The following is a 17,795-nucleotide window of genomic DNA, read 5'->3' on the forward strand; positions in this document are numbered from 1 at the left end:
AATCTGGTCCCTTAGCAAATTTTGTTTTGTTGAGGGATTTTTATATGTGTGTGATCACTTCGTTCAATAACATAGGCTAAAGAATTACGCTTTAAATCTTGTGAGATATTATCCATAGCTGAAAGTGTGGGAATGTCTAAGCTATTGAATATCCCTGCTTATCAAAACTCCATCCTAATTTGTTTGAATTATTTGATCTTCAACGCTTGTTTGGTATTACGTTTAAAGTAGATTATGACCCAAGCAAGATGCTCAAACGGAAATGATGGCCATCGATGGCTAGTAAGGAAACCGCTTTTTAGCAAGGATTCTCAGGAAGAGTAAATGGAATTGTTATAGATAAGAAGTCTATGTGATAGGGATGATCTCTCGTCATCAGGAATATGACGAACTAAAATTGAAATGGAAAGCGCTAAAAACAGATGGAATATTGTGTTCAATCGCACTAGCTAGACACATTTTCGCCACATAATGGTCACCATTTTTAAGCGACAGTTGATTCTGTCGCTTTTTTTATATTTATTTGGCGCGCAAGTTATATCAATCCCACCAAATAACGGTCAGATTATATGGGTTCTATGAGGCAAACATAAATGTGAATGGTATTAGCCCCATTTTTCTGGTGAAATAAGCTCCACTATTCCTTCCAATTCTGGTATGTTTCGCATCCCAATATGAGGATGTACCTATGCAGCCGTGTCCTTTGTGTGAAGATGAACACTCTCAACACTATTACAAAGACAAGAAAAGGGATTACTTTCAATGTGTCCGATGTCATCTTGTGTTTGTTCCGACGGTGCAACGACTAGATACCGAATCCGAAAAAGCGATGTATGATCTGCATAACAATAACCCTTCTGATGAAGGTTATAGACGTTTTTTGTCGCGATTGTCAGATCCTCTAATGGAAAAAATTAGTCCGAACTCTACAGGGCTAGATTTTGGTTGTGGTCCGGGACCTGCTTTGTCTATGATGCTGCAAGAATCGGGACACAATATGACGTTATACGATATCTACTACTATCCTGATAATAAGGTATTAGATAAAACGTATGACTTCATCACAGCCACAGAGGTAATAGAGCACCTCTATTATCCTAAAGATGTGTGGCATAAATGGTTGAATTTAGTTAAACCAAGTGGCTGGATTGGTGTTATGACCAAGCTAGTAATAGACGTAGAAGCATTTTCGAAATGGCATTATAAAAATGATCTTACTCACGTTTGTTTTTATAGCCGAAAAACTTTTCAGTACTTGGCCGAGCGGGATAAGCTCCAACTTGAATTTGTTGGTAATGATGTAATTTTACTGAGGAAACTCCAGTAATGAGTAGAAATAAAAGATCAAGACAACCTGGTTCTTCAGGCGAAGTAGAAGTAATCGTAACGCGAAATCGTAGCGAAGCGGATGTGGAAGGGCGTTTGCGTAAGCGTGTTAAAAAACGTAAAGGACTAAAAACTGGAACTCGTAATACCGACTCTGCAGAAAAAAAACAGAGAACGGCCGCGCAGCAGCGAGATCCTCGTTTAGGCAGTAAGAAGAAAATCCCATTGATTGTGGATTCAAAGAAAAAACCGAACAAACAAGAACGTCGTTTATCTGCGGCGAAAGAACTTGAAACGCTAGAAAATGATGCCCAACTTAATGTTCTGTTAGACAGAATTGAGAATGGAGAGAAGCTCGGCACTGGTTTGCAAAGTTATGTGGATGAAAAGTTAGATCGGATTGAGATATTAATGAATCAACTTGGTCTTATGGAACCTGAAGAGGAACTGGAAGACGAAGATGAAGCGGAAGACATTGTTATTGAGCCGGTTTTAACAAAGAAGAAAAAGAGTGCAAGTTCGGACGAAGAACTTCTATCTCAGTTTGAAGGCCTAAACTTAAATGACTTTAAAGGATAAGAGATGATGAGCGTAACCATAGTACTTATTATTGGTGGGCTAATTATTCTCGGTTTAACATCCTATGCTATTTACCTGTGGCTACAGGTTAAGAAGCAAAAACAGCTAGAAAAAGAAGTAATGAATATCGCCATCGCTAAGCGAAATGCAAATATTTTTGATAGTGTAAATACCCTTTGTATGACTGGTATTCAAGGTCAATGTGATCTGTCTGAAGTTAGTATTCGTGTGGTTTGTATTCTTGATTACATTCAAGGTGAAGCCCGTATTGATATTGAAAAAGAATACCCAGCACTTTTTGAGTTATATGAGATTGTCAAAGATATGGCTAGGGGTGATAAGAGACAAGAGTTAGTCAAACAAGATCGGATGAAACAGACGCTAGAACGACAAAAAGCGGAAGTTCGATTAGCGGATGATATAATAAAAGATCTTCAAAAACTGCAGATTCAAATACAACCTCTAAATGCCTCTCCAGCAGACACTGTGACCGCGAATAGATAGATTTTTGCTCACTCTTTCTTCTCTAACTAGAAAGAGTGAGTGATCCTGTTATCAGTTCTGAACATTTCTTCGGCAAATTACTCCCGTTTATCTCTGTCTGTTGTAGTGATATGGCAGAATACGTGGTCAAAGTATGAAAACAAAATTTAATGGAACGCAATATTATGTCTAGTGAACAAATAGTTTGGGATCAAGCGATATTAGATAAGTATAACTATTCGGGACCAAGATATACCTCCTATCCAACAGCCTTAGAATTTCATGAAGCTTTTACCATTGCGGAATTTGATATGGCATGCCGTCAGTACCCTGAACGGCCCTTATCACTTTATATTCATATACCGTTCTGTCACAAGCTTTGCTACTACTGTGGTTGTAATAAAGTGATTACTCGGCATTCTCACAAGGCAGACGAGTATCTAGACGCGATAGAACATGAAATTCGTCAAAGGGCGTTCCTGTTAAACGAACGTAGAGTGACTCAACTGCACTTTGGTGGTGGAACACCGACGTTCTTAAGTAAAGAGCAGATGAGTCGTTTGATGGCTATTGTTCGAGGTGAATTTAATTTTGACCCTGATGCTGAGATTAGCATAGAGGTTGATCCTCGCGAAATTGAACTTGATATGCTTGATCACCTGCGCGGCGAAGGCTTTAACCGATTAAGTATCGGTGTACAAGATTTCAATAAAGAAGTTCAAAAAGTGGTGAATCGTGAGCAAGATGAAGCGTTCATTTTCGCCATGGTCGCACGGGCTAAAAAGCTTGGCTTTCGTTCAACCAATTTGGATCTAATTTACGGGTTACCATTGCAAACAAAAGAGTCGTTTGCTGTCACTTTAAAACAAGTGCTAGAGATGAAACCTGGTCGGTTGTCGGTATTTAACTATGCGCATATGCCAAATTTATTTGCCGCTCAGCGTAAGATAAATGAAGATCTGTTGCCATTAGCAGAAGTTAAGATGGATATCCTTCAGGATACTATCTCTACGCTGACTGGTGCGGGTTATCAGTTTATCGGTATGGATCACTTTGCATTGCCTGATGATGAGCTAGCCGTCGCTCAGCGTGAAGAAATACTGCACCGTAACTTCCAAGGTTATACTACGCAAGGCGAGTGCGATTTACTTGGCTTTGGTGTTTCCGCTATTTCAATGATTGGCGATACCTACGCGCAAAACCAGAAAGAACTTAAGAAGTACTACGCTCAAGTTGATGAGATGCGCCACGCACTATGGAAAGGCGTTTCTTTAGATGCTGATGACTTGATTCGTCGTGAGGTAATTAAAGCGCTTATTTGTAATTTCAAATTAGATAAGACACAAATCGAATCAATGTTTGATCTAACATTCAACGATTATTTTTCTGAAGATCTAAAGCTTCTACAGACGTTTGTTGATGATGAGTTGGTTGAAGTGACTGAAACGGATATTCGTGTCACCGCGCGAGGTCGTTTGCTCATTCGTAATATTTGTATGTGTTTTGATAAGTACCTGCGAGATAGAGCAAGACAACAGCAATTCTCACGAGTTATATAGCAATGACTACCAGTGAAATTCCGGTTTTCGCTGGGATGCTATTCGGTTAGTACTCAACTCACTCGTCATTCCCGTGAAAACGTTAATCTGGATTATTAGATCCCCACTTTCGTGGGGATGACGCTGCTTTTTGTGAGAATAGGTCGATTTTCGTAAAGGCTTTTTAATACCAGTTAAGTTTCCTGTCCATGTTATCTTTTAGTTGATATCGAGCTCTTTCAGTTTACGAGTGAGCGTATTACGCCCCCAACCGAGTACTTTTGCGGCTTCTTGCTTATGTCCATTGGTATGGCTCAGTGCCGTTTTTAACAAGATACGTTCAAACTCAGGGAGTGCGTAGGCAAGTAATTCTGTTTCACCAGAGTTTAAAGCGGTTTGAGCCCAGTGTTCTAGCTGGGTTTGCCAACTTCCTGTTCCCCCAGTATTTGTCACGGTTTTTTCTTCAAGTAACTCTGTCGGTAAATCTGAAGGTAATACTTCACTACCACTTGCCATAACGGTTAACCAGCGACAGATGTTCTCTAATTGACGAACATTTCCCGGCCAAGCTAGGCGCTTAAGAGCATCGACGGTGCCTGAATGTAGAGACTTCATTTCTACGCCAAGTTCGTCTGCAGCACTTGCTAAGAAATGCAGAGTCAGTTTTTCTATGTCTTGTTTTCTATCTCTTAATGCTGGGATATGTACTCGAATAACATTGAGTCGGTGAAATAGATCCTCCCTAAAACCACCTTCATGAACTAACTGTTCAAGATTTTGGTGTGTTGCAGCAACAATTCTAACATCTACCTTAATAGCTTGATGACCACCAACTCTATAGAACTGCCCATCGGCCAAAACACGCAGCAAACGTGTTTGAATATCAAGCGGCATATCACCTATTTCATCTAGAAATAATGTGCCACCATTTGCTTGCTCAAACCTGCCTTGACGGACATTATTCGCGCCGGTGAAAGCCCCTTTTTCATGACCAAAAAGTTCTGACTCAATTAGGTCTTTAGGTATGGCAGCCATGTTGAGCGCAATAAAAGGTTTTGTTGCTCTTGGGCTGTGTCGATGGAGAGCGTGGGCAACAAGCTCTTTACCTGTGCCAGACTCACCATTGATGAGTACTGAAATAGAAGAACGGGACAATCGACCAATTGCTCTGAATACTTCTTGCATCGCGGGGGCTTCACCAATGATTTCTGGTGTTTCGCTAGCAAACGTATCCCCGGTCGCGGTCTCTTTTTTCTGTTCGTGGCTATGGATAATCGCTCTTTCAACTAAGGTGAGAGCTTCATCAATGTCAAATGGCTTAGGTAGATATTCAAATGCCCCTTTTTGATAGGCATTTACTGCCGCATCCAAGTCTGAATGTGCCGTCATTATTATGACTGGGAGTTCAGGGTAGCGAGTATGAACCTGCTTAAGCAAGTCCAAGCCATCGATACCCGGCATACGTATGTCGGATACCAGCACATCTGGGGTTTCACGTTCCAGTGACATCAAGACACTTTCTGCATCTGCAAATGTCTCACACTTGATATTGGCAGACGACAGTGTTTTTTCCATTACCCAACGGATGGAACTATCGTCATCAACAACCCAAACATATCCTTTACTCATACATATCCTTTACTCATATAGAGGCTTTCTTGCCTTTTCCTATCTCACATCCGTTAGATAGGGAGATAAATTGTAAATGTTGTTCGACCAGGCCAGCTTTCTACATCTATTTTGCCATTGTGTTGGTCGATTAAGTTTTGTGAAATTGATAACCCTAATCCGGTACCGCCATCTCTACCACTCACCATTGGATAAAAGAGTGTGTCCTGCAGATTTGTTGGAATGCCAGGTCCATTATCTATGACCTCAATTCGAGCGGCCAATTTATGACGTTGGCCATGGATATTGGCCTGATGCATGGTTCTGGTTTTAATAATTATTCTTGCATCATCTTGATTAATCATCATTTGTGCCGCATTACTTACTATGTTCAACATCGCCTGTTCTACCTGATCAGTGTCCATCAGAATGTCAGGTAGGCTGGGATCATAATCCCTATCAATAGTGAGATTCGACCCCGACTCCAGTTCGACCAGTTGTCGTACTTTTTCTAATACAACATGCAGGTTTTCGTGTTCTTTTTTTCCTGGTTTTTGAGGGCCAAGCAGGCGATCCACAAGTGCTCTTAAACGATCCGCTTGCTCGATAATAATCTGTGTATATTCCGTTAAAGAAGGATCAGGGAGCATTTTCCCTAATAACTGAGCAGCACCTCTTAAACCACCTAAAGGGTTTTTAATTTCATGAGCCAATCCTCTAACGAGCAGCTTGGCAGCTTGTTGTTGCGCATGTTGATTTAGCTCTTGGCTTAAGCGACGTTGCTGACCGATTTTACGCATCTCTATAAGCAGCATTAATTGCTTATTCCAAGAGAGTGGGCTTGCAGTGACTTCTAACATTAATGGCTTGCCATCAATGATAAAAGTGACATCGCTATCCGTCATGCTTTGACCGCTTTGCAAAGGCTGAGTTAATAAAGCGATGTCCATCGAGGCGTGTTGAATGAGTTGTGACAAAGACTTATCTATAATGCGTTTGGTGCTTTGCGAAAATAACTGCTCTGTAGCCGGATTGGCGTAACGAATTACTAGATTTTCATCAAGCATTAAGGTGGCGGTTACAATGTTATCCAATATGGCTGTTGAAAGCTCTGTTGTCACAATTTCCGTCCTCGCTCTGCTCTATGATTGTACCTAGCACCAAATTGGTGCAACGTTAAGTTCAGTATGAACCTTGAAAAGTAAGATACAACGGCTAACAGGTGATAAAACGTAGAAAATTGAAGGTTTATCCACGAGCTCGCTCTATTTTATATACTCACAACGTTAATGCACCGTTATGGATTAGATAATGCAATAACCTTGCCGCTTCCTAGGGCGCAGGTAAATAAGAGCGAAGTAATATTCCGATTCCCGTTCTCATAGGAATGAAGGAATTCGGTTAGTGTTTAACGTTCTTCGCACGTAGTACCAAAGTATGGATTCCAACGGACTAGAGGGTGATTTTAGAGGTAAAAAAAAAGCTCGCTTATGCGAGCCTTTTAGATAGTTAAAAATTAACGCTTATACAGAGTAGTAAAGTTCAAACTCAAGTGGATGAGTGGCCATGTTTACTTTCACTACATCTTCAGTCTTAAGTGCGATATAGGAATCGATAAAGTCATCAGAGAATACACCGCCAGATGTTAAGAACTCACGGTCTTCGTCTAGGCACTGAAGTGCTTGTTGTAGCGATTCTGCAACGGTTGGGATCTCGGCTGCTTCTTCAGCTGGAAGATCGTAAAGATCTTTATCCATTGCTTCGCCAGGATGAGTTTTGTTCTTAATACCGTCAAGACCAGCCATTAGCATTGCAGCGAATGCTAAATATGGGTTAGCTGTTGGGTCACCAAAACGTAGTTCGATACGACGTGCTTTCGGGCTCGGTACCACAGGGATACGGATAGAAGCAGAACGGTTACGAGCTGAGTAGGCGAGCATAACTGGAGCTTCAAAGCCTGGGACAAGGCGCTTGTATGAGTTCGTTGATGCGTTGGCAAATGCGTTGATTGCACGAGCATGCTTAATGATACCGCCAATATAATAAAGCGCCATTTCAGACAGGCCGCCGTACTTGTCACCAGCAAATAAGTTTACGCCATCTTTATTAAGAGACATATGTACGTGCATACCAGAACCGTTATCACCCACAATTGGCTTAGGCATAAATGTCGCTGTTTTACCATATGCGTGAGCAACGTTATGAACAACGTACTTATAGATTTGGATTTCATCTGCTTTAGTCGTTAAGGTGTTAAAGCGAGTTGCGATTTCATTTTGACCGGCAGTAGCTACTTCATGGTGATGTGCTTCAACAACGAGGCCCATTTCTTCCATAACTAGACACATGGCAGAACGGATATCTTGAGACGAATCAACAGGCGCTACAGGGAAGTAACCGCCTTTAACGCCAGGACGGTGACCTTTGTTGCCTTCTTCGAAATCAGAACCAGAGTTCCAGCTTGCTTCTACATCATCAATTTTGTAGAAAGAGCCCGACATGTCAGAATGGAATTTAACATCATCAAATAGGAAGAACTCAGGTTCAGGACCGATAAGTACTGTATCTGCAACACCAGAAGCACGCATGAAGTCTTCTGCGCGTTTTGCGATTGAACGTGGGTCACGATCGTAACCTTGCATCGTTGCAGGCTCTAGGATGTCACAACGAATATTCAGCGTCGCATCATCTGTGAATGGGTCTAGAACAGCACTAGATGGATCTGGCATCATTACCATATCTGACTCGTTGATACCTTTCCAACCAGCAACAGAAGAACCATCAAACATTTTGCCATCTTCAAAGAAGTCAGCATCTATTTGGTGAGATGGAATAGAAATATGTTGTTCTTTACCTTTAGTGTCGGTAAAGCGCAGGTCAATAAACTTAACTTCATTTTCTTGGATCAGTGATAGAACATTTTCTACTGACATCTTGGATAACCTCCAGTGTTATTAATTTGGTACAACTTCGAATCTAAAAAATTGTCATTGAGTAATGTCTAAACATTAAGTGAATTACCCGATGCTAACCTTTCTAAGCGAAAACTGTGCCACTTATTTTAATCCTTTAATTTCAAGGTCTTGGGCTGTTCTTGTATTCTTTTGGTGCAGAATGTGCACCAAAATGATCCTCGCATGCACCAATGGTGTGCGTTCAAAGTTGAACTATACTTAAGAATCGAACAATCTCTATTCAGCACCCATGGTCAAAAAATGTCAATCTGATTTTGGAAACGGTAATACTTTAACGTTTGTTCGTCATCAATGGCTTTGTTAATGAAGGTTGAAAAGAGCAAGTTTAAGGTATGTCGGTTGTGTTTAATTCTGGCTATTTAACAATATATAGATAAAGATCACATTCTTTAGGTATTTGAGCAAAAATCTGATACATTAGCGCCGATTTTTAAAACTGTTTATTTTTAAAACGGTTTTACACAACTTTAAACCATTGTTGCGATGTTTCGCAGCTTCATTATGACTGAGTGAATCAAAATTCATGACTACTCCACAGATTGAAAAATTAAGAAATATCGCGATCATCGCGCACGTTGACCACGGTAAAACGACTCTTGTAGATAAACTGCTTCAGCAGTCAGGCACGCTAGAATCTCGTGGAGAAGTTGAAGAACGTGTAATGGACTCGAATGATATCGAGAAAGAACGCGGTATCACTATTCTTGCAAAAAACACAGCGATTAACTGGCACGACTACCGAATCAATATCGTTGATACCCCAGGACACGCCGATTTTGGTGGTGAAGTGGAACGTATAATGTCTATGGTTGACTCTGTTCTGCTTATTGTTGATGCGGTTGACGGACCGATGCCTCAAACTCGCTTTGTAACACAAAAAGCATTCGGACATGGTCTTAAACCTATTGTTGTTATCAACAAGGTTGACCGTCCTGGTGCTCGCCCTGATTGGGTAATGGATCAAGTCTTTGACCTTTTTGACAACCTAGGCGCAACAGATGAGCAACTGGATTTCCAAGTTGTTTATGCTTCCGCGTTAAACGGTTGGTCTACGCTAGAAGAAGATGTTGTCGGCGAAGACATGGAACCATTGTTCCAAGCCATCGTAGACAACGTAGATGCTCCTGCCGTTGATATTGACGGTTCTTTGCAGATGCAAGTCTCTCAGCTTGATTACAGCTCATATGTTGGTGTTATCGGTGTCGCGCGCGTTACTCGTGGTAAAGTTGCACCAAACCAGCAAGTGACGATTGTTAGTGCTGATGGTACAAGACGAAATGGTAAAGTTGGTACCGTTCTTGGTTACCTTGGCCTTGACCGCCATGAAATACAACAAGCCAATGCGGGTGACATTATTGCCTTTACAGGTTTAGGCGAGTTGAAGATTTCTGACACTATTTGTGATCAAAATAATGTTGAAGTCATGGTACCTCTTTCTGTAGATGAACCAACGGTAACAATGACGTTTCAGGTAAACACCTCTCCGTTTGCAGGTAAAGAAGGTAAATTTGTTACCTCTCGTAATATCTTAGAACGTCTTGAGAAAGAGTCAGTTCATAACGTTGCATTACGTGTAGAACAAACAAATGATCCTGATAAATTCCGAGTGTCCGGTCGTGGAGAGCTTCATCTTTCTATTCTTATCGAGAATATGCGTCGTGAAGGCTTCGAGCTTGCAGTATCTCGCCCAGAAGTAATTCTAAAAGAAGAAGATGGTAAGCTTTTAGAACCATACGAGACAGTGACTATCGATGTGGTTGAAGCAAACCAAGGTAGTATCATGGAGAACATCGGCATCCGTAAGGGTGAGCTAACTGATATGTCTCCAGATGGTAAAGGCCGTGTACGTATGGACTTTATGATGCCTTCTCGTGGTCTTATCGGTTTCCAAACTGAATTTATGACGATGACGTCTGGTTCAGGTCTGCTTTATCATACGTTTGATCATTATGGCCCACATAAAGGGGGTGTTATTGGTCGACGTGCTAATGGTGTTCTTGTCTCAAATGCGACAGGTAAAGCACTGACATATGCTCTATTTAATCTTCAAGAGCGTGGTCGTTTATTTGCTGAACACGCAGATGAAGTGTATGAAGGTCAAATTGTCGGCATTCATAACCGTTCGAATGATCTGACAGTAAACTGTCTTAAAGGTAAGCAGCTAACAAACGTTCGTTCATCTGGTACAGATGAAGCGCAAACATTGTCGCCAGCTATCAAGTACACACTAGAGCAAGCGCTAGAGTTTATCGATGAAGATGAACTTGTAGAAGTAACGCCTGAAAGCATTCGTATTCGTAAGAAACTTCTTACTGAAAACGAACGTAAACGTGCAGGTCGCCCAGCGAAAGCATAACGTTACTCGTTACTTTAATAAATGACACAAATCCCCCTTCATGAGTGATCATGAAGGGGGATTGTTTTTTTGATAGACTGTACAGTGTGGGTTGTACCAAGCTAAGTCAGTTAGCGAGCAATATGAGTGTAATTACGCAGGCCGTTCAAGACGTTCCTGTTTGCTTAACCGTTTTTCCTTAAAAAGAACCATAACTGTTGATGCCTACTCCAATATAATCACATTGTTGATCCGCTCATTTTTTAGATTGGTATATTAAGCAAAGGAAGTCTATGAAACCAATTGTCATAACGGGTGGTCCCGGCGCGGGAAAAACAAGTATTGTTGGTGTGCTTGCCACGCGTGGGTACCTCACTTTTGAAGAGAGTCCTCGCTATTTAATTGAGCAGCAATCCCTGTTGACTAATGGCATACTGCCTTGGACACATCTGGCTGAATTCGCAGAAATGTGTCTAGATATGATGGAAAAGCAGAAACGGACATCAGAAAAGCAAAAAAATATGTCATTCTTGGATAGAGCGATACCGGATATATGCGCTTATCTTCAACTCGGTAAACTGGACGTTGAAAAAAGATATATTGATGCCAGTAATGGTTATTTTGAAAAGGTTTTTTTCTGCACTCCCAAACAATTAATATACACTCAAGATGCGGTTCGTCCTCACTCTTTTTCTGAGGCATTAGAGATTCATCAGTTACTTTTAACGTGCTACCGAAATTTAGGTTATCAACCAATTAAAGTGCCATGGGGTAGTGTAGAAGAACGTGTAGATTTTATATTGGAGCAGATTGGCTAAAGGCGGTTTATGGAAAAACTAAAGTGCTTCATGCACACAACTATTTATTACTTATTCTATTTGAAGCAGAGAGTTATACACGACAGGTTAACTGTGAACGCAGGCTATATGACGTATATTACTCTGTTATCATTGGTTCCTCTAACAACGGTTATATTCTCTGCTCTTGCTCGATTTCCCGCGTTTGACGGTGTCGGTGATACAATACAACAATTTATTATTAATAATTTTGTTCCTGCCGCTGGTGAAGCAATAGAAGATGCATTAGAAGCGTTTGTACAAAATACGGCTCAAATGACAACAGTAGGTGCCGCATTTTTATTTGTTACTGCGATTTTGCTTATTTCTAGTATCGATAAAAATTTGAATTACATCTGGAGAATAAAGAAAAAGCGACGCATGGTCTTCTCCTTCTCTATGTATTGGATGGTGCTTACATTAGGTCCTCTTTTAATGGGCGCGAGTATTGCCGTTAGCTCCCATATTATGTCTCTTAAATTTTTTAGTGACGATACCGTTAACTTTTTATACGGTAGGTTACCTCTACTTTTTTCTTATATTGGGTTTTTAGGACTATATTTATTTGTGCCCAATATCCAAGTCAAAATTCGGCATGCGATGTTTGGTGCCTTTGTTAGTACTTTTTTGTTTGAAATTAGTAAAAGCATATTTGCCTACTATATATCGGCATTCCCTAGTTATCAGTTGATTTATGGCACGCTTGCGGCTGTACCTATACTCTTTGTCTGGATCTATTTGTGTTGGTTTATAGTATTAATTGGTGCAGAGCTAACAGCAAGCCTAGGTGAAAGAGATCAGTGGAACCATGATTCGGATTTAGTAATACCGAAGTTTGTAGAGCGTATGATTGGGGATAGGAGAGAAGGCATTGATAGCGCTAATACAAAGAGTGAGTGAAGCCTCTGTTAAAGTAGATGAGCAGATTGTTGGGCAAATTGATGAAGGGCTTCTTATACTATTAGGTGTTGAAAAAGATGATAACGAAGTAAAAGCCCAACGTTTGGTAGAAAAAGTCGCTAATTATCGTGTATTTGGTGATGCAGAAGGCAAGATGAACCTGAACGTTAAACAAGTGGGTGGCCGTGTTCTGGTTGTCTCGCAATTTACCTTGCCCGCCGATACAAAAAAGGGAACAAGAGCTGGTTTTTCACGTGGTGCTCACCCAATAGATGCTGAACGATTGTATAATTACTTTTCTGAACGTTGTAATGACATTCTGCCGACAGAGCGAGGACGCTTTGCGGCTGACATGAAAGTGTCTTTGGTTAATGATGGACCAGTCACATTTTGGCTACAGGTTTGAAATCGCGAGTTTTTCCGTTCTCTTATGATTTTAAATATAAAGTTTTAAAGTAGAAAGATTTTAAAAGGATTTAAATGTTTAAACTAATCACGCCTAAAACAGCAAATCAAATTGCTAAGTACTATTATTTTCGGTGGCAGATGCTTCGAGAGCCTCTACGAATGCCTGTGGGCTCCGAACGGGATGAGTTTGACGAGATGAGTCATCATCGCATGATTGTTGATGGCAGAGGTCGTCCAGTGGCTGTGGGGCGCTTGTACGTGACCTCCGATCATGAGGGACAGATTCGATTTATGGCGGTTAAGCCCAACCGCAGAGATAAAGGCGTTGGCTCACTGATCCTTGTGGCACTAGAATCGTTTGCTCGCCAAGAAGGTGTAAAGCGGTTGGTTTGTAATGCTCGCCAAGAAGCCATGAGTTTCTATATAAAAAACGGTTTTGAGAGTCAAGGTGAGATAAGTGGGCAATATGGAGCGAATCGTCACCAGCAGTTGGTAAAACAGCTCGATCCTATGGATAATATTTTACGCAGACCAGATTGGTGTGCTGAGCTGCAAGAACGCTGGGAACAGCAAATCCCCATTAGCGACAAAATGGGTATCAAAATAACACAATATACGGGCTATCAATTCGAGTGTAGTGCGCAATTAAACCCGAATTTAAACCCTAGAAATTCAATGTTTGCTGGTTCCGCTTTTACGTTAGCAACGTTGACCGGTTGGGGAATGACATGGCTACTGATGAAAGAGCGTGGCCTTAAAGCCGACATTGTATTGGCAGATAGTAAAGTACGTTACCGTCATCCGGTTGAAGAGACCCCCATTGCCACGACATCTTTAGATGGAATCAGTGGTGACCTAGATCGGTTTGAGAATGGGCGAAAGGCTCGAGTCGTCATTAGCGTGACTATTTATAGCGGTAATGCTGCAGCTGTTGAATTTGTTGGGACCTATATGCTGCTGCCTGAAATACAGGCGTCTTAATATAAAGCGATTAGGAGGCTTTATCGCCAAATAGTGTCACAGCGTTGCGTGAGACTATTTTTTTGGACAAGTATTCTTTTCTTGTCGTGTACCCTTTATCAATTCAAAACTCTGTTTTATACAGCCATTCGTTAGCTCAAGTGAAATTGAGTTATCGTCAGTTTGAACCAAATCAACACTACCTCGTAAGCGTCCCGTAATTCTATCACCGCTAATTATGATGGGAGCAATATCAATGCGACCTCTATCAGCAGAAATAGAAAATTCAGAGCTCTCAAATGGTATGATTTCTGGTTGGTCGGATTCGATATCCTGCAATAAAAAGGTGTCTCTCAGCGAACCGACTAACTGCCCGGTCAAGCTATGCTTTAACATTAACGCGTCCCCACCTAAGCCATTTAAACCAATTTGAAATTCCGCAATAGCTTCGATGTCGACTGGTAGCGATAACCAATCAGAAAACAGGTCAATGGGTAGGCCGTCCGCGAACGCTTCAAGCCGCCAAGGCTGGCTTGGTTGAGAAAGCGAGTAGCTCGCCGTCGCTTCAATAAGCCCATTCTCTAGGGGGATAAAAGCCTCGTTCAGTTGCCAAATACCTTCTTTGCTCTGCATTGTTATGATTGGTTGGCTTGTGAGCAAACTCTTAAAACTGGCGTTGTTAGCCGTGACACTTACTTGCCCATCCCAAAGACCAACTCGGTTTTTCTTGATGAGTGCGAGATGTTTTCCATCCAATGAGAGACCAGAGAACTGCCAGTTTGGTTGATGAGCGATTTGAACAAACTGTGATCGCCTAATTTTCACATCATCAATAAGTAACTGATCTAGCGAGTTAAAATAGTTCTTTATAACAAGAGTCTCTTCTGGTAACTCGTAAAACCATTTAATGCCATCGATATCCAGGTTTTTAAGATAAACAGAATGTGGTGTTAATTCGCCGACCATTTTGACAAGCCCTTTCTCGAACTCAAAGCTAAGCGCCTCAATGGAGATCAGGTTGTTATCAAAGTAACTTTCGAATGCAGGTTCTAGCCACAAGTGGTCTAGGTAATTGATACTTTCTGCGCTGAAAGAAACATAGCCGTCTTTCTGTTGCCAAACCCCGTTCAAAAGGGACAGATTCTCGACAGAAAAGTCACCGTTAGTGATTTGGAAGTTAGAGGTTTCAATTGAGCTACCCAAAATATCAAGGCTATTGAAATGGTATATCTTATCAACAAGAAACGACCAGTCGGAGGGTTCAATTTCGTCTTGCTGCTTCATGTTTAATCTAAGTCGGTCTATCGTCGTATTAACGAGCGACCATCCTTCTGAGTATTGTTCTGCTTGGGTCGAAAAATCGCCTCCCCGCCACTCAAATGAAGCCCCGTAAACCGTGCTATTTTCAGCTTTATAGTTAGCATCAACTAAAACGTTATTAAATGCTTCTCTGTGCCAATAAATCTGTTCCGCTGAGAACTGTATTGAACCATAAGGAATTTTCTGACTGTTGTTTAAATAGAGCGGGTTTTCTATCTGAATATCGGTATCGCGTGAGATGAAATCACCATCAGAATAATCGAGGTTGGTAATAGCCAACTGATGCAACTTAAGGTTTTCAAATGTTGGAATAGCAGGTAATCCATTTTGGAGCAGTAAACCGTTTATCAGAAGGCTATCTATCACAGGTATAGATTCAACGATTGAGTCGGAGTTTATCCAGACATCGACCTGTTCAATATTAATCGTATCTTCTTGGAGTTCTTGTATTTCCACGCCCAGAAAGGAGAAATGATTAGGGAACTCAAATCTAGCGTCATAAACAGAAATGGGTAGCGAAGAGTACTGTTTGAGTAAGTGATTAGTGAGTTTGGTTGTATAGGGACCCTGCATCGCTAAGTAGAGACCAAGCACAGCACAAGATATGATCAGCAGTAGCGCAATAGAGAATATGACTAGTGCTTTTTTCATCCGTTAATACCTAACCCATTATTTAATTTGGACAGATTGACTTAATTAGGAAAGAGATTCAACAAAAAAGCCCCTCAAATGAGGGGCTTAATCACTATTTACTGATTAACAAGGCTTAGTCTAGTTGCGGACCAGCGGCGACTAGTGCTGCACCTTCAGCATTGTCAGTGTACTTGGAGAAGTTCTTAACAAAACGTTGTGCCAGATCTTCCGCTTTGCTTTCCCACTGAAGTGGATCAACATAAGTATCGCGAGGATCTAAAATCGCAGGGTCTACACCTGGAAGTGCTGTTGGGACTTCTAGATTAAACACCGGGATTTGCTTAGTTTCTGCTTGCTCAATCGAACCATTTAAGATGGCATCGATAATACCGCGAGTATCTTGGATAGAGATACGTTTACCGGTACCGTTCCAACCCGTGTTAACTAGGTAGGCTTCTGCCCCTGCTGCTTCCATACGCTTCACTAGTACTTCAGCGTATTTAGTTGGGTGTAGCGTTAAGAATGCCGCACCGAAACAAGAAGAGAAGGTTGGTGTTGGTTCAGTAATACCACGTTCTGTACCAGCCAATTTCGCAGTGAAACCAGATAAGAAGTGATATTTAGTCTGTTCTGCTGTTAATTTGGCAACAGGCGGAAGAACACCAAATGCATCTGCTGTTAAGAAAATAACTTTGTTTGCATGGCCAGCTTTAGAGACAGGTTTAACGATATTATCGATGTGATAAATAGGGTATGAAACACGAGTATTCTCGGTTTTAGAACCATCATCAAAATCGATGGAGCCATCATTACGAACCGTTACATTCTCTAGTAACGCATCTTTACGGATAGCGTTATAGATATCAGGCTCAGCTTCTTTAGAAAGCTTGATAGTTTTGGCATAGCAACCTCCTTCGAAGTTGAATACACCATCGTCATCCCAGCCATGTTCGTCATCACCAATCAATGCGCGTTTAGGGTCTGTAGATAGCGTTGTTTTACCAGTACCAGACAAGCCGAAGAAGATAGCCGTATCGCCTTCTTCACCAACGTTTGCAGAGCAGTGCATAGATGCAACGCCTTTCAACGGTAGGAAGTAGTTCATCATTGCGAACATACCTTTCTTCATCTCACCGCCGTACCAAGTACCGCCAATAAGTTGCATTTTCTCTGTTAGGTTAAATACAGTGTAGTTTTCTGAATTAAGGCCTTGTTTTTCCCAATCTTGGTTGGTTGTTTTTGCCGCGTTCATAACAACGAAGTCTGGTTCAAATGTGGCCAACTCTTCTTCTGTTGGACGGATGAACATGTTTTTAACAAAGTGACATTGCCATGCCACCTCAGTAATGAAACGAATGGACAGACGAGTATCCTCGTTAGCACCACAGTAGCAATCTAGAACAAACAGGCGCTTGCCTGAAAGCTGAGTCGTTGTCAGAACTTTTAGTTCGTTCCAAACTTCTTGGGAGATTGCTTTGTTGTCATTTTTGACTTGTTCTGAGGTCCACCACATATTTTCTTTTGTGGTGTCATCCAAAACGATGAATTTATCTTTAGGTGAACGACCAGTGAAGATGCCAGTGTCAACAGAAACGGCTCCTAACTCTGTAACAACGCCTCTTTCATAGCCTTCTAAATCAGTGCGAGTTTCCTCCTCGAACAACATGTCATAACTTGGATTGCGAAGAATCTCTTTTACGCCAGATAGTCCGTATTCAGTTAGGTCTAGTTCTGCAGCCTTGGTATGTTCCATAACGGTCATAGGTGCTCCTTAATTAAGATTTTTGTAGGGATTTTATATAATTTGTTTTTTATTCTGTTCACCATGCTAGCAACGTGAAAGCGAGAAAACAGGGAGATAAGTCATAAATTGCCGATGATTTATTCAGGGTTT

The 17,795-nt window shown here is 41.3% G+C and carries 14 protein-coding genes; 9 read left to right on the plus strand and 5 right to left on the minus strand.

Features of this window, described 5'->3' with window-relative positions; genetic code table 11:
- Positions 1-688 precede the first annotated feature (688 nt).
- The 4 genes from L3V77_RS00520 to hemN all read left to right on the plus strand — a co-directional run bounded on the left by L3V77_RS00520 (position 689) and on the right by hemN (position 3,947).
- A complete protein-coding gene (locus L3V77_RS00520; protein WP_275135287.1) occupies positions 689-1,327 on the plus strand; it encodes a class I SAM-dependent methyltransferase in 639 nt (212 codons plus the stop codon).
- A complete protein-coding gene (gene yihI, locus L3V77_RS00525; RefSeq protein WP_275135288.1) occupies positions 1,327-1,905 on the plus strand; it encodes a Der GTPase-activating protein YihI in 579 nt (192 codons plus the stop codon). Before L3V77_RS00520 ends, yihI begins: the two co-directional genes overlap by 1 nt.
- Before the next feature lie 6 nt (positions 1,906-1,911).
- The gene (locus L3V77_RS00530) at positions 1,912-2,409 is read left to right on the plus strand and encodes a DUF2489 domain-containing protein (RefSeq protein ID WP_275136657.1); all 498 of its coding nucleotides are present in this window, start codon (positions 1,912-1,914) and stop codon (positions 2,407-2,409) included.
- Positions 2,410-2,558: 149 nt separating this feature from the next.
- Positions 2,559-3,947, plus strand: a complete 1,389-nt coding sequence (gene hemN / locus L3V77_RS00535; RefSeq protein WP_275135289.1) for an oxygen-independent coproporphyrinogen III oxidase — start codon at positions 2,559-2,561, stop codon at positions 3,945-3,947.
- A gap of 198 nt (positions 3,948-4,145) precedes the next feature.
- On the opposite strand, the gene glnG is transcribed toward hemN, so the two are convergent.
- From glnG to glnA, 3 genes are all read right to left on the minus strand, one after another.
- The gene (gene glnG / locus L3V77_RS00540) at positions 4,146-5,555 is read right to left on the minus strand and encodes a nitrogen regulation protein NR(I) (RefSeq protein ID WP_275135290.1); all 1,410 of its coding nucleotides are present in this window, start codon (positions 5,553-5,555) and stop codon (positions 4,146-4,148) included.
- Between the two features lie 53 nt (positions 5,556-5,608).
- Complete coding sequence (gene glnL / locus L3V77_RS00545; protein ID WP_195704838.1) at positions 5,609-6,655, minus strand: nitrogen regulation protein NR(II); 1,047 nt, start codon at positions 6,653-6,655, stop codon at positions 5,609-5,611.
- Between the two features lie 402 nt (positions 6,656-7,057).
- Positions 7,058-8,467: a glutamate--ammonia ligase gene (gene glnA, locus L3V77_RS00550; protein ID WP_195704839.1), complete on the minus strand. Its 1,410-nt coding sequence runs from the start codon at positions 8,465-8,467 to the stop codon at positions 7,058-7,060.
- Positions 8,468-9,032: 565 nt separating this feature from the next.
- Between glnA and typA the strand changes: the two genes are divergently transcribed.
- The 5 genes from typA (at position 9,033) to L3V77_RS00575 (ending at position 13,969) form a co-directional block, all read left to right on the plus strand.
- Positions 9,033-10,865, plus strand: coding sequence for a translational GTPase TypA (gene typA, locus L3V77_RS00555; protein ID WP_275135291.1), 1,833 nt, complete (start codon positions 9,033-9,035; stop codon positions 10,863-10,865).
- 272 nt (positions 10,866-11,137) lie between these two features.
- Positions 11,138-11,662, plus strand: coding sequence for an AAA family ATPase (locus L3V77_RS00560; protein ID WP_275135292.1), 525 nt, complete (start codon positions 11,138-11,140; stop codon positions 11,660-11,662).
- 9 nt (positions 11,663-11,671) lie between these two features.
- On the plus strand, positions 11,672-12,580 hold the full coding sequence (locus L3V77_RS00565; RefSeq protein ID WP_275135293.1) for a virulence factor BrkB family protein: 909 nt from the start codon (positions 11,672-11,674) through the stop codon (positions 12,578-12,580).
- Complete coding sequence (dtd, locus tag L3V77_RS00570; protein ID WP_275135294.1) at positions 12,552-12,986, plus strand: D-aminoacyl-tRNA deacylase; 435 nt, start codon at positions 12,552-12,554, stop codon at positions 12,984-12,986. Before L3V77_RS00565 ends, dtd begins: the two co-directional genes overlap by 29 nt.
- Positions 12,987-13,060: 74 nt before the next feature.
- Positions 13,061-13,969: a bifunctional GNAT family N-acetyltransferase/hotdog fold thioesterase gene (locus L3V77_RS00575; protein WP_275135295.1), complete on the plus strand. Its 909-nt coding sequence runs from the start codon at positions 13,061-13,063 to the stop codon at positions 13,967-13,969.
- A gap of 54 nt (positions 13,970-14,023) precedes the next feature.
- Here the strand turns inward: L3V77_RS00575 and L3V77_RS00580 are convergent, their stop codons facing one another.
- Together L3V77_RS00580 and pckA are read right to left on the minus strand one after the other, a co-directional pair.
- Entirely contained in the window at positions 14,024-15,919 is a 1,896-nt protein-coding gene (locus L3V77_RS00580) for an AsmA family protein (protein ID WP_275135296.1), read from the minus strand.
- A 115-nt stretch (positions 15,920-16,034) separates the two neighbouring features.
- Complete coding sequence (gene pckA / locus L3V77_RS00585) at positions 16,035-17,663, minus strand: phosphoenolpyruvate carboxykinase (ATP) (RefSeq protein WP_275135297.1); 1,629 nt, start codon at positions 17,661-17,663, stop codon at positions 16,035-16,037.
- Between the last annotated feature and the right edge of the window lie 132 nt (positions 17,664-17,795).

This window comes from Vibrio sp. DW001 (genome assembly GCF_029016285.1).
Lineage (GTDB): Bacteria > Pseudomonadota > Gammaproteobacteria > Enterobacterales > Vibrionaceae > Vibrio.

Bases quoted from the DNA above. Each gene is read 5' to 3' on its own strand.
- L3V77_RS00520 (WP_275135287.1), top strand. From the start codon at position 689: ATGCAGCCGTGTCCTTTGTGTGAAGATGAACACTCTCAACACTATTAC.
- yihI (WP_275135288.1), top strand. From the start codon at position 1,327: ATGAGTAGAAATAAAAGATCAAGACAACCTGGTTCTTCAGGCGAAGTA.
- L3V77_RS00530 (WP_275136657.1), top strand. From the start codon at position 1,912: ATGAGCGTAACCATAGTACTTATTATTGGTGGGCTAATTATTCTCGGT.
- hemN (WP_275135289.1), top strand. From the start codon at position 2,559: ATGGAACGCAATATTATGTCTAGTGAACAAATAGTTTGGGATCAAGCG.
- glnG (WP_275135290.1), bottom strand. From the start codon at position 5,555: ATGAGTAAAGGATATGTTTGGGTTGTTGATGACGATAGTTCCATCCGT.
- glnA (WP_195704839.1), bottom strand. From the start codon at position 8,467: ATGTCAGTAGAAAATGTTCTATCACTGATCCAAGAAAATGAAGTTAAG.
- typA (WP_275135291.1), top strand. From the start codon at position 9,033: ATGACTACTCCACAGATTGAAAAATTAAGAAATATCGCGATCATCGCG.
- L3V77_RS00560 (WP_275135292.1), top strand. From the start codon at position 11,138: ATGAAACCAATTGTCATAACGGGTGGTCCCGGCGCGGGAAAAACAAGT.
- L3V77_RS00565 (WP_275135293.1), top strand. From the start codon at position 11,672: ATGGAAAAACTAAAGTGCTTCATGCACACAACTATTTATTACTTATTC.
- L3V77_RS00575 (WP_275135295.1), top strand. From the start codon at position 13,061: ATGTTTAAACTAATCACGCCTAAAACAGCAAATCAAATTGCTAAGTAC.
- L3V77_RS00580 (WP_275135296.1), bottom strand. From the start codon at position 15,919: ATGAAAAAAGCACTAGTCATATTCTCTATTGCGCTACTGCTGATCATA.
- pckA (WP_275135297.1), bottom strand. From the start codon at position 17,663: ATGACCGTTATGGAACATACCAAGGCTGCAGAACTAGACCTAACTGAA.